The sequence below is a fragment of the Streptococcus sp. SCPM-O-B-23252 (M501) genome (assembly GCF_058200355.1).
Genome location: NZ_JBYQGS010000001.1, coordinates 301,138 through 313,104, shown reverse-complemented (window position 1 = coordinate 313,104; position 11,967 = coordinate 301,138). Strand labels below are relative to the sequence as shown.

The following is an 11,967-nucleotide window of genomic DNA, read 5'->3' as shown; positions in this document are numbered from 1 at the left end:
AAAAAAGGAGTCGAAACTCCTTTTTAACAATGGGCTTCCCCATTTATCATTATGCATTAAAGCTTTCAGTCAATTGAGGAACCACTTGTTTCTTACGTGAAACGGCACCTGGAAGGAAAGCATGATTGTTTTCAAGTTTGAAGTTGAAAGCTGCTTCTACCTTATCCATATTAGCACCAAGAGCCAAAATTTCTGAGTTTGAGTTGACGATGTCTGTAATCATCAAGACAAAGTCAGAGTAGCCGTTAGCTGCATTTGCGGCTTGGATGGCTGCTTCGATTTCAGCTTGGCGTTCCAAAACTTCAGCAATATCAACTGTGTTCACTTGAGCCACACGAACGTTGTTTCCGTTCAATTCAAAAGTCTTAGCATCAATGTCAATCAACTCTTCTGCTGATTTGCTTGCCAAGTTGGTACCAGCCTTGAGCATGGCAAGACCGTATTCTTCCAAGTTCACACCAGCCAATTCAGCCAATTCAGGTGCAATCACCTTATCAGATGGGTGAGTTGTTGGAGATTTCAAAAGAAGAGTATCTGAAATCAAACCTGAAAGCATCAAACCAGCGATTTCTTTTGACACTGCTACACCGTGTTCTTTGAACATGCGGTACACGATAGAAGATGCTGATCCAACTGGTTCCAAACGCATGTAAAGTGGACTGGCAGTTTCGAAGTTAGCCACACGGTGGTGATCCACCACACCATATACTTCTACTTCAGCGATATCTGAAACAGATTGTTGGAATTCATTGTGGTCCGTCAAGATGACTTGCTCTGCACCTTCTGCTTTAGCTGATGTGATCACACGTGGTGCTTCCACACCAAAATAGTCCAACACGAAAGCTGTTTCTTCATTTGGAGTTCCAAGAGCCACTGCTTCTGTATCCAAACCATAAGCTTCTTTTGCAAGATAAGCAAAAGCTACAGATGAGCCGATGGCATCTGAGTCAGGATTTTGGTGACCAAAAACGAGAATTTTTGACATGTTTCTACCTCTTCATTTTCATTTGTATATTCACTCTATTTTAGCACGTTTTTCCGTTTAAAGAAAGGGAATAGTTGTTCATTTCATCAGAAAAAGACAGCTGGAAGGACCAACTGTCTCGATTTATTTTATCCTTTAACCCGTTTCAGGTAATCTTGGTAACTTTCCGTTTCCATCAAGTCCTTCGCATTTTGGACCCGTTCTTTTGTCGGTGGTTTCACACCCTCCAACTTGTATGGAATGCCCAATTCCCGCCATTTGAATTCCCCCATAGTATGGTAAGGCAGAATTTCAAATTTATCAACATTTTTAAGGGTTTTAACAAATTTCCCAAGTTCGATCAGGTCATCATCTCGGTCTGTAAGCCCAGGCACCAAGACGTGGCGAATCCAGACGGGCTTGCCAATATCAGACAAGTACTTGGCACAGGCTAAAATATTTTTGTTTGTCTGACTGGTTACAAATCTGTGCCGTTCATCGTTAATTTCCTTGATATCCAGAAGCACCAAGTCTGTCACTGCCATTAATTTATCAAATTTTTCCAGGTAACGAGGGGTATTGCGGAAAGGCAGAGCACAGGTATCGAGCGTGCAGTGAATGCCCAACTCTTGAGCCTTGGTGAATAGGGCAATCAAAAAGTCTATCTGTAAGAGGGCTTCTCCACCACTGACCGTGATCCCACCTTTTTGACCCCAGAATCCACGATAGCGGAGAGCTTCTTCCAATACATCATCCACTGTTCGTTCTCTAGACATGTTGGTTTCCATAGCCCAAGTATCCGGGTTATGGCAATACTGACACCGCATTTGACAGCCTTGAAGAAAGACAATAAAACGGATCCCTGGTCCATCCACGGCACCGAAGCTTTCCGTAGAGTGTACCATTCCTGTTACTTTTCCATAGTCAACTGTTTCATTTTCCATGTCTTGTCCTTCTCTCTTGAAAACGTTTTATGGTTTTATTATACCATGATTCCTTGTGAATAAAAGGATTTTAATGATTTTTTAGAAAATAAACTGTTTTTCAATTTCAACCCATTGTATTAGTACAGGCCCTTCCAGTCGCTCTTGGCTGCTCCTATTCTCTCTGACAAAAAAAGAAAACGAAGAGCCGTTTTCTTTTTTTAATATCTTAAGAATCTTGATCTCACCAATCGATAATCGCGACAAAATCTTACTGGATCTTGGGAAAGACCAACACGTGGTGACGGTCCGCTCCCAAGTTCACCTAGCAGACGGACGACAATTCCAGTTCACCGAAAGTCAACACAAATTAGACAAGTTTCATTTTGTCGACTATGCAAAAAGAAATCAAAAATAAAGTACTCCGCTGACAGTTGAGAATGGACTCAACTGTTTTTTTACGATATCCGAAAATGAAAAATGTTTTCAGCCCAAAATAATAGCTTATTTATCTCTTATTTCTCTACTATTTCAAGAAATAACACTCTCAAATATGCATCTTACCTAAAAGCTATTGACATTTTCCTGTTTCCCTATTAAATTGGAAATGATAAAAATAAATATGAAGGGGCTGTCTTTAACTGAAAATGTAAGCGGTCTCAAAAACTAGAGGAGAGTTCTATGGACCAAAGATTTTTGGAAAAATCCTGTCGTTATAGTATTCGAAAACTAACGGTTGGCACGGCTTCTGTGTTATTAGGAGCCATTTTTCTCGGCTCACACCAGGTAGGTGCTGATAGTATTGTTGGAAGTCAAAACGAAAGCAACCACCTTGAAGCTGCTCCAGCCATAGAGAGCCCGACTGACGGAACTGGAGAAGCCAAACCAGAAAATCCGTATAGCGCTCCTATTTCTGAAGAAAAAAGCTTGTCTCCAGATACAGAAGTTCAAAGCAAGCATACAGCCACTTCGACTACTTCGATTGAGCCAAATGAAGAAAGGGAAACTATGAAAATTGAGACTCCCGTGGCCAAACAAACAGATTATCATTTAAGCTACAATCAACCTGCTGCTGCTAGCTATGATGGGTGGGAAAAACAAGCTCTCCCAGTCGGAAATGGAGAAATGGGCGCTAAGGTTTTCGGACTCATCGGCGAGGAAAGAATTCAATACAACGAAAAAACTCTTTGGTCTGGTGGACCACAACCGGATAGCACCGACTACAACGGAGGAAACTATCAAGATCGCTACAAAGTCTTAGCAGAAATCCGTAAGGCTCTTGAAGCTGGAGACCGCCAAAAAGCGAAGCAGTTAGCCGAAGAAAATCTAGTGGGACCAAACAACGCTCAATACGGACGCTACTTATCTTTTGGTGATATCTTCATGGTCTTTAACAACCAAAAGAAAGGTTTGGAGAACGTTACCGACTATCACCGTGACTTAGATATTACCGAAGCTATCACAACTACTTCTTATAGCCAGGATGGAACCACCTTTAAACGCGAAACCTTCTCTAGCTATCCGGATGATGTTACTGTGACCCATTTGAGTAAAAAAGGGGATAAGACCCTCGATTTTACCCTTTGGAATAGCTTGACAGAGGATTTACTTGCGAATGGTGACTACTCTTGGGAATATTCGAAGTATAAACAAGGGGCAGTCACGACAGATTCAAATGGTATCTTGCTCAAGGGGACTGTCAAAGACAATGGCCTTCAATTTGCCTCTTATCTTGGAATCAAGACAGATGGACAAGTCACTGCCCAAGATGGCTATTTGACTGTCACTGGAGCCAGCTATGCGACCCTTTTACTCAGTGCCAAGACCAACTTTGCTCAAAATCCAAAAACAAATTATCGCAATGATATTGATGTAGAAGCAACTGTTAAATCGATTGTCGAGTCGGCTAAAGCCAAAGATTATGAAACTCTGAAACATGACCACATCGAGGACTACCAGCGTCTCTTCAATCGTGTCCAACTGAATCTTGGTGGTAATAAGTCTAGCCAAACGACAAAAGAAGCTCTCCAAACCTATGATCCTACAAAAGGGCAAGAACTAGAAGAACTCTTCTTCCAATACGGACGTTACCTACTAATCAGTTCTTCTCGTAACCGGACAGATGCCCTTCCTGCCAACTTGCAGGGAGTCTGGAATGCTGTAGACAATCCACCTTGGAACGCTGATTACCACCTCAATGTCAACCTACAAATGAACTATTGGCCTGCCTACATGAGTAATCTTGCAGAAACGGCTAAGCCAATGATCAATTATATCGATGACATGCGCTACTATGGTCGTATCGCTGCTAAAGAATATGCAGGTATCGAATCCAAAGAAGGCCAAGAAAATGGTTGGTTGGTTCATACTCAGGCAACACCATTTGGCTGGACAACTCCAGGTTGGAATTATTACTGGGGTTGGTCTCCTGCTGCCAATGCTTGGATGATGCAGAATGTCTATGACTACTATAAATTCACCAAGGATGAGACTTATCTCAAAGAAAAGATTTACCCAATGCTCAAGGAAACAGCCAAGTTCTGGAACTCCTTCTTGCACTACGACAAATCTAGTGACCGTTGGGTTTCTTCTCCATCTTATTCGCCAGAGCATGGAACTATCACGATCGGGAATACCTTTGACCAATCACTAATTTGGCAGCTCTTCCACGACTATATGGAAGCTGCCAATCACCTCAATATGGACCAAGATTTGGTGACAGAAGTGAAGGCTAAATTTGACAAGCTCAAACCACTTCATATCAACCAAGAGGGACGTATCAAGGAATGGTACGAGGAAGACAGTCCTCAATTCACCAACGAAGGCATTGAAAACCATCACCGCCACGTTTCCCATCTAGTTGGACTCTTCCCAGGTACTCTATTTGATAAGGATCAGCCTGAATATCTGGAGGCCGCACGCGCAACTTTGAACCATCGTGGAGATGGTGGAACAGGTTGGTCCAAGGCTAATAAAATTAACCTCTGGGCTCGTCTCTTAGACGGAAACCGCGCCCACCGTTTGTTGGCTGAACAGCTCAAGTCCTCAACTCTAGAAAACCTCTGGGATACCCATGCACCTTTCCAAATCGATGGGAACTTTGGTGCCACCAGCGGTATGGCAGAAATGCTCCTTCAATCTCACACAGGCTATATTGCCCCATTACCAGCCCTTCCCGATGCCTGGAAAGACGGGCAAGTCTCAGGGATTGTAGCCCGGGGCAACTTTGAAGTCAGCATGAAATGGAAAGAAAAAAATCTTGAGACATTAGCTTTCCTTTCCCATGCAGGTGGAGAATTAGTGGTCGATTATCCAGACATCGAATCGAGTATTGTCAAGATTAACGGGAAAGAAATCAAACCAACTCTTCTCAAAGACAATCGGATTCAGATTGCCACTCAAAAAGGGGATCAGATCACCTTTGAAAAGTTACCAGAGCGGGTTACTCGTCTATCTGCTGTGAGAAAAGATGCTGTAACAGCTAAACTCGATTTCAATCCGGTTACAGATGCGACCCACTATGTCATCCGTCGAGAAAGTAATGACGAAAGCAGTGATGCTCCTTCTATCAAGGAATTCCTAACCAATGTCACTCATTTCATCGACCGCTCCATCGATTCTCTCCATAGCTATAGCTATTCTGTTAGAGCCATGATTGGGGAGCACTCAAGGCAAGTATCCGAATCTGCGTCAATCCAACCAGTTGTCGAATGGATGGACGACAGAGATCCTCGTGTTCAATACGGTCCTGCCTTCCATAACTGGGAGGATGCTGACCTATTTGCAGGAACTGAAAAATATGCTGACCTAACTGTTGATAGTTATTCTGACAACGATGCCACTGCTAGGATTACTTTTAATGGACGAGGAATTGAAATCTATGGTCTCAAATCATCTGAATTAGGCCTAGCGGAAGTTCAAATCGATGGTAAGAAAGTAGGAGACCTAGATTTCCACACATCGGGAGAGACGGAAAAAAGTGCTCTAATCGGTCGTTTCACAGGACTTCCTGATGGAGAGCACCTCCTGACTCTAACAGTGAAGAAGGAGCATTTAAACCGAGGGAATGAACGCTCAAAAATTTCCTTGGATTACTTTAAAATCTATCCGGGTCAAGGGGCGACTGTTGAAAAGATGGATGACAGAGATTCTCGTATCCACTATGGCTCCTTGTTCAAGGACTGGAATGAATCAGGCTTATATCAAACGACAGAAAAATACGCGACTCTCCAAAACGTGGATTCATCTCAGTATTCAGAGGCCAAGGCAACCATTCCATTCACTGGTACAGGTATTCGTATTTACGGCTTAAAATCTTCTGACTATGGAAAAGCCTTAGTCACCATAGATGGAAAAGAAATGCCAAGTTTGGACTTCTACTCAAGTGCTGACTATGAAAAGAATGTGTTGATTGGCGAGTATACAAACTTAAGCAATGGAAATCATATCCTCACCTTGACAGTGGATCCTAACTCTCCTGATGACAGAAAGATGATTTCCCTGGATTCATTTGACATCCTGAAGCCGTCAACAGTATCCCTGGATACTCCAAGCCTGGCCCCAATAAAAGCAGGCGATCAGACGATTACCCTCACACTTCCGTCTGGGGAGTGGGATGCTATTGCCCTTCATTTCCCTGGGGAAAAAGATCCTGTTTTCCTCAAGAAAACCGATGATTCCCACGTCACCCTATCAGATGGAAATCGAGTGTTAGCGATTAAGAACCAGCAAGTTGAATTGCCGATCCCAGAAACTGCTCATCAAAAACAAACTCAGATCATCTCAGCCTATGCCATCCGAGGAAAGACCATCACTAGTCCGGTCGTCTCTCTCTTACCTGCTATTGTGACAAGTTTGGGAGACCAAGAACCACCTGTAGTGACCCTTCCTAAGTACACAGAGCCAATCGGCACTGCTGGACAGGAGGCAGCTATCCACTCTCTACCTGAATATGTCCTTCGAGTACTGAAAGACCAAGCAAGCCAGGTAGAGGTCATTAGTGGAGAAAATGAGATTGGTAGTGACAGTCATTTAGAGATTCAAAAGGTCCTTGACCAAGGACTCTTTGGCAAAACCTACGATGCTTTCAACCTTCAACTCAAGGATAAAGAAGGGAATCCAGTTCCAGTCAAAGGAAGTGTATTGGTTCGACTTCCACTATCAAAAGAAGTGAAGCAAGTCTATGTCTTGACTCCTAATCGAGAACTCCAAGCAGTAGAATTTACACTACGAGAGGGCATGATTGAATTCCTGGCACAAGAGTTAGGAACCTATGCTATTGTCTATAAGTCGGAACCAGAAGTCGGATCCGTTAATACAGATTCCTATGAGAGCGTTGAGCCTATCGTCTCAGGAAGAAAGGTTCAAAATAGGAAGATGCTTGTTTCAGAGAGCACGAGTCCAAGGAAGGCCGGTGATAGTTTAATGAGTGTTCCCAACTCTAAACAAGACCAGGCTTCGCAAAGACAACTTCCAAAAACGAATACTGGACACAGTTCATACCTACTCTTCTTAGCAGGACTCAGCCTTGTCCTCACAGCTAGCTTCCTAGGGAAAAAGGAACAGGTTTAGCTTGATGTAGCTGACAAGATCAATAAAAAGGATGGAATCTCCATCCTTTTTCGTTTATCCTAAAACCAATTCGTCACTCACCAAGGTTTCACCACTATTCTGATGGAAAAGGCGCATCAAGTCTTCAACCGTCAGGTTCTTCTTTTCTTCCCCTTTAACGTCGACCACAATCTTGCCTTGGTAGAGCATGATCAAACGATTGCCATATGCGATGGCATGATTCATATCATGCGTAATCATCAAGGTTGTCAAATCATGGCTTTCCACGATTTTTTGCGTCAATTCCATGACCATTTCACTGGTTTTGGGATCGAGCGCTGCGGTATGTTCATCCAGTAGCAGGAGTTTGGGTTTGACCAAGGCAGCCATGACCAAGGTCAAAGCTTGCCGTTGTCCCCCTGATAAGTATTGCGTGTCCACTTTGAGGCGATTTTCCAAGCCAATATTGAGTTCCTTCAAGGCCGCTTTAAATTCCTCGCGGTCTTTTTCTTTGACGCCCCAACTGAGTCCCCGTCTTGCTCCTCGTTTTTTAGCAATGGCCATATTCTCTTCAATGGTCAAGCGGGAAGCCGTTCCCATCTTAGGATCCTGGAAAACACGCGCAATATCTTTCGCACGCTTCCGAACGCTGGTCTGCTTAATCGATTTCCCTTCCAAAAGGATATCCCCTTGATCCACTTGCAGGCCACCTGCCAGAATATTCATCAAGGTCGATTTACCGGCTCCATTTCCTCCGATGACAGAAATGAAATCTCCTTCTTCTACTGTCAGATCCAAGCCTTTGAGAACATGGTTTTCATTGACCGTACCTGCTTCGAATGTCTTATGGATATCTTCAATTTTTAACAATGTTGCCATTTATCTTCTCCTTCTAGTTGCTGGTTAATTTTAATCCACGAATCTTGAGACGTTTCTGGGCTTCTGGTGCGAACAAGACCAAGGCCAAGAGAATGGCGTTAAACAAACGGACCAAATTTTGGTCTAGGTTTGGAATTTCGTAGATATTGAGGATAATGAGGCGGTAGACAATTGCCCCCACTCCAATCGAAAGCAAGCGTCCTCCAATGGTCAAATCATGGATCAAGACTTCTGCTAAAATAACAGCACTGAGACCTACGACGATGGTCCCTGTACCAGAAGTCACGTCTGAGAAGCCATCTGTCTGAGCGAATAGAGCCCCACACAATGCCACCAAGCCATTGGAAATCATGTAACCGAAAATCTTCATGGTGTCCACATTCACCCCATTGGCCTCACTCATCGGGATATTGTCACCAGTCGAACGAAGAACCAAACCAATCTGGGTTTTCATCAAGAGTGTCAAAATCAGACAGACCAATAACAAACAAGCAATACTAACAGCAAAGACTGCCTCCTCATTGGACAAACCCAAGCCCATCACCGACTTGAAAATGGTACTAGAATCTCCAATGGATAAATTAGGGACGCCCCCCATAATCTTAATATTGATTGAATAGAGTCCCGTCAGAGTCACAATCCCTGTTAAGAGCGCTGGGATCTTCATCTTGGTATGAAGAAGACCAGAGACCAAACCTGCTAGCATCCCTGCTAAAATCGAGAAGAGGGTCGCTAGCCAAGGGTTTTGCCCTGCTTGGATTTGGGACGCAACGACTGCAGCACCAAGTGGGAAAGCCCCTTCTGCTGTCATATCCGCTATATCTAAAATGCGGAATGTTAAGAAAATACCAATGGCCATAATCGACCACAATAAACCTTCAGATAAACTTGATAATACTAAATCCATCATCCATCTCCTATTTCTTTTCGTTTATACCAGAGAGATCAATTCCTAATTTCTTAGCCATCTCTTTGTTAACATACAATTCTAGATTTTTAGGGGCCTCCACTGCCAGTTCGCCTGCCTTTTCCCCTTTCAGGATACGAATCGCCATCCGAGCAGATTGACGCCCTAACTCGGTGTAGTCTGTCCCATAGGTATAGAGTCCTCCTACTTGGGCCATTTCAATCGAACCTCCAATAACTGGAACCTGATGTTTCAAAGACACTTGTTTGATGGTTTCCATTGTGGAAGAAATGATGTTGTCTGTAGGGACAAAGACCATATCGACTTCTGACATCAAACTGTCAGTCGCTGCCTTTACATTATTACTGTCTAAAATGGTCTTCTCTACGACACGGTAGCCTTTAGCCTCAAGGACCTTCTTGGCTTCCTCTTTTTGAACGACTGAGTTGGGCTCACTTTGCGTATAGAGGATCCCGATTGTCTTAGCTCTTGGCAAAACCTTTTGAATCAGATCGACTTGCGTAGCAATGGCATCTGAAGATTGGTCACTCGTTCCTGTCACATTGCCACCAGGTTGATCCAAGTTCTTGACCAGCTTGGCAGCCAGAGGATCCGTCACTGCAGAAAATACTACAGGAGTCGTTTTGCTTGTATTGGCGATACTTTGTGCTGACGGAGTCGCAATGGCAAATACAAGATCACTTTCCTGTGACAATTGATTTGAAATATTTTTCAAATTTCGCTGCTCCCCTTGGGCATTTTGATAATCAATTTCAATCTCTTCTCCATCCACATAACCTTGTTTGGCTAACTCTTCGACAAAGCCTTTTCGAGTCGCATCTAGAGACTTATGGGTAATATACTGAGAAATCCCAATCTTGATCTTTTGATGCTTAGAGGTCTTCAAGTGGTGGAGGGTCAAGAGGGAGGTCATTAGTAGACTAACTACCAGGACCGGGGCAATTAACTTCTTTACAATTTTCATGAAACATGTCTCCTTCTCTAAAACATTCAAACAGAATACAAAAAACCGTTTAGATGATTCTAAACGGTTGGTATCATTCCTCACAAACTTAAAAGTATGCCAGCATTGCCGTCCATTTAGATATCATCTATATGGACCACAATCAAAAATCTTAGCCACATAGATACAAACAAATTGCTCGTTTCGTTTGCATCCATGAGTTCATGTCTACAAACATTATCTAAAGTAGCTAAAGTAAAAGTTTTGATTCAACAATGTGGAGTTCGTGTTTTTCATAAGATTCTGCTTTCGTTTTTTTATGTTGACTATCTTACCGAAAATTTTTCAAGCTGTCAACCCTAAATTCAGAATTTTTTTAATTATCTTATTTTTTCTACGTATATCAACAAAAAAAGTGCCCGATTAGGGCACTAAATAAGCGAATATCTTATTTTTTAAAGGAGTATTCAATTCCATAATCATTTCCATCCACGGAAACTTTCAGCGTTCCATTTTCAATTTTATACTTGAGATCGTATTGAAGGAAATGACTCGCATCTTCATCCTGAATGAATCGGTGATCTTTTTCATCCACCTCACCTTCAAAGGCTACCATTTTAAGAGTGCCTTTTTTCACATCGATTTCAAGTCCCATATCCTCTAAATAGGAATTCTCACTGTTTTCTTGGATATAGTCTAAGGCATCCTCAACAGAGTAAAAATCATTGTCCCCATCATCATAGAGTTCCTTTGCAGCTCCCTTGAAATCAATCTTACCAATCACACTGATGGTTACTTTTTTCCCCTTTACCTCTACGATCATATCCATATCTTTTACAAATTCACTAGAAATATCTGATGTAGTAGAGAAAGTGCCTGCAAAAGCAGACTTCATTGTCTTTTTCATTTCAGGAGTAGCTGACCATTTTCCTTGAATACTATTTGGATTTTTAGCAAATAAGAAAAATGCAAGTACAGATAAAACTGCAACAGCAACAAGACTACATAAACCAATAATCAGCCCTTTTTTAGACTTCTTACCTGGCATTGGAGCTTGTCCCATATATGGGGAATTAGCCTGGTAATTCAGCTGCCCATTGTTTGGATAGCCTCCCTGCATCTGAGCGTTGTTATAAGATGCGAAGGGCGCTCCTGCTTGAGCCGCCTCCTGAACAGGAGCTTGTGGCTGAGTTCCACCTTGTCCAAAAGCCTGTCCTTGATGCTGATAAGGACTTGTTCCACCTTGGAATTGATTTGGAGTTGGACTTGCACCTCCAAATGGGGCTTGGCCTGTACCTCCAAACTGTGTTTGTTCTGGGGCTGGTGTTGCACCTCCAAATGGCGTTTGCTCTGGAGTTGGCGCTACTCCTCCAAACTGTGTTTGCTCTGATGCTGGTATCGAATCTCCAAATGGTGTTTGTTCTGGCGCTAGCGTTGCTCCTCCAAATGGCGTTTGCTCTGGGGCTGGCGCTGCTCCTCCAAATTTGGCTTGTTCTGGAAACGGTAAGGGACCTCCAAATTGTCCTTGATTGGAAACAGGAGCTGTTCCCTCAAATGGAGATTGAATTGGGTTTACGGGCGTATTCGGTGTCGCTTGTGTTTCAGGACTTCCAAACGCACCAAAAACCTGTTGGATCTCCTCTTGATTGGCTGGTCGACCATGGGCTCTCTCAAACTCTGCTAACCATTCTTCTTGTTTCATTGCTATCTCCTTATAACCACTAATTATTTTATTATAAATTAATTTGGTTAGAGATGCAAACTCAACTAAAATGAGCAT

7 protein-coding genes and 1 pseudogene are annotated in these 11,967 nt (G+C 42.9%); 2 read left to right on the top strand and 6 right to left on the bottom strand.

What is annotated here, in order from left to right; translation table 11 throughout:
- Nucleotides 1-49: 49 nt before the first annotated feature.
- A complete protein-coding gene (locus AC3E6G_RS01480; RefSeq protein ID WP_490700286.1) occupies nucleotides 50-985 on the bottom strand; it encodes a manganese-dependent inorganic pyrophosphatase in 936 nt (311 codons plus the stop codon).
- Between the two features lie 128 nt (nucleotides 986-1,113).
- Nucleotides 1,114-1,908, bottom strand: a complete 795-nt coding sequence (gene pflA / locus AC3E6G_RS01475; RefSeq protein WP_048689741.1) for a pyruvate formate-lyase-activating protein — start codon at nucleotides 1,906-1,908, stop codon at nucleotides 1,114-1,116.
- A gap of 214 nt (nucleotides 1,909-2,122) precedes the next feature.
- Between pflA and AC3E6G_RS01470 the strand changes: the two are divergent.
- Nucleotides 2,123-2,305: pseudogene (locus tag AC3E6G_RS01470) on the top strand (UTRA domain-containing protein); the annotation flags it as partial.
- A 263-nt stretch (nucleotides 2,306-2,568) separates the two neighbouring features.
- Complete coding sequence (locus AC3E6G_RS01465) at nucleotides 2,569-7,458, top strand: glycosyl hydrolase family 95 catalytic domain-containing protein (RefSeq protein WP_490700285.1); 4,890 nt, start codon at nucleotides 2,569-2,571, stop codon at nucleotides 7,456-7,458.
- A 54-nt stretch (nucleotides 7,459-7,512) separates the two neighbouring features.
- On the opposite strand, the gene AC3E6G_RS01460 is transcribed toward AC3E6G_RS01465, so the two are convergent.
- From AC3E6G_RS01460 to AC3E6G_RS01445, 4 genes are all read right to left on the bottom strand, one after another.
- Nucleotides 7,513-8,316, bottom strand: a complete 804-nt coding sequence (locus tag AC3E6G_RS01460) for an ABC transporter ATP-binding protein (RefSeq protein WP_048789547.1) — start codon at nucleotides 8,314-8,316, stop codon at nucleotides 7,513-7,515.
- Nucleotides 8,317-8,329: 13 nt separating this feature from the next.
- A complete protein-coding gene (locus tag AC3E6G_RS01455) occupies nucleotides 8,330-9,223 on the bottom strand; it encodes an ABC transporter permease (protein WP_048689748.1) in 894 nt (297 codons plus the stop codon).
- Nucleotides 9,224-9,233: 10 nt separating this feature from the next.
- Nucleotides 9,234-10,208 carry an ABC transporter substrate-binding protein gene (locus AC3E6G_RS01450; protein ID WP_048789546.1) on the bottom strand — a complete coding sequence of 325 codons (975 nt, stop codon included), beginning with the start codon at nucleotides 10,206-10,208 and terminating at the stop codon, nucleotides 9,234-9,236.
- A gap of 427 nt (nucleotides 10,209-10,635) precedes the next feature.
- Nucleotides 10,636-11,889, bottom strand: a complete 1,254-nt coding sequence (locus AC3E6G_RS01445) for a hypothetical protein (RefSeq protein WP_490700284.1) — start codon at nucleotides 11,887-11,889, stop codon at nucleotides 10,636-10,638.
- Nucleotides 11,890-11,967 lie beyond the last annotated feature (78 nt).

Bases quoted from the DNA above. Each gene is read 5' to 3' on its own strand.
- AC3E6G_RS01465 (WP_490700285.1), top strand. From the start codon at position 2,569: ATGGACCAAAGATTTTTGGAAAAATCCTGTCGTTATAGTATTCGAAAA.
- pflA (WP_048689741.1), bottom strand. From the start codon at position 1,908: ATGGAAAATGAAACAGTTGACTATGGAAAAGTAACAGGAATGGTACAC.
- AC3E6G_RS01450 (WP_048789546.1), bottom strand. From the start codon at position 10,208: ATGAAAATTGTAAAGAAGTTAATTGCCCCGGTCCTGGTAGTTAGTCTA.
- AC3E6G_RS01480 (WP_490700286.1), bottom strand. From the start codon at position 985: ATGTCAAAAATTCTCGTTTTTGGTCACCAAAATCCTGACTCAGATGCC.
- AC3E6G_RS01460 (WP_048789547.1), bottom strand. From the start codon at position 8,316: ATGGCAACATTGTTAAAAATTGAAGATATCCATAAGACATTCGAAGCA.
- AC3E6G_RS01445 (WP_490700284.1), bottom strand. From the start codon at position 11,889: ATGAAACAAGAAGAATGGTTAGCAGAGTTTGAGAGAGCCCATGGTCGA.
- AC3E6G_RS01455 (WP_048689748.1), bottom strand. From the start codon at position 9,223: ATGGATTTAGTATTATCAAGTTTATCTGAAGGTTTATTGTGGTCGATT.